General features: G+C 68.1%; 1 protein-coding gene. It reads left to right on the top strand.

From position 1 onward, the window contains the following. Positions 1-324, top strand: a 324-nt coding sequence (locus tag ACPXB3_RS22585; RefSeq protein WP_425729883.1) for a Mu transposase domain-containing protein, incomplete at its 5' end; no start/stop codon positions are given. Positions 325-329: the final 5 nt, after the last annotated feature.

Here is a 329-nt window from a genome sequence, read left to right as displayed (position 1 = left end):
TCGGCGATCGGCCGCTACGTCGATATCGCCGCCAGCGCCGACGAGGTGGTGATCTCGTGTCAGCAACACGTGATCGGCGTGCATCAGCGCTGTTGGGACACCGCCCGCACGATCACCGATCCCGAGCATGTGGCTGCGGCGAAAGTATTGCGCCGCACCTACACTCAGAACCAGCGTGCCCGCCATGAGGCGGCTGCGGCGGGGCGTCTGCTCCCGGCCGAGGCGGGTTTGGTGCGAGATCCCGGCAGCTATGACGCCCTGTTCGGGATCGACTTCGATCCCGACCCAGCCACCCGGGCGGCGACCGACGGCCAGGTGGCGTGATGGCT

It is taken from the genome of Gordonia sp. DT219 (assembly GCF_049847065.1).
Classification (GTDB): Bacteria; Actinomycetota; Actinomycetes; order Mycobacteriales; family Mycobacteriaceae; genus Gordonia.
The sequence above is the reverse complement of the archived record's forward strand: the minus strand, read 5'-3'. Positions and strand labels throughout refer to the sequence as shown.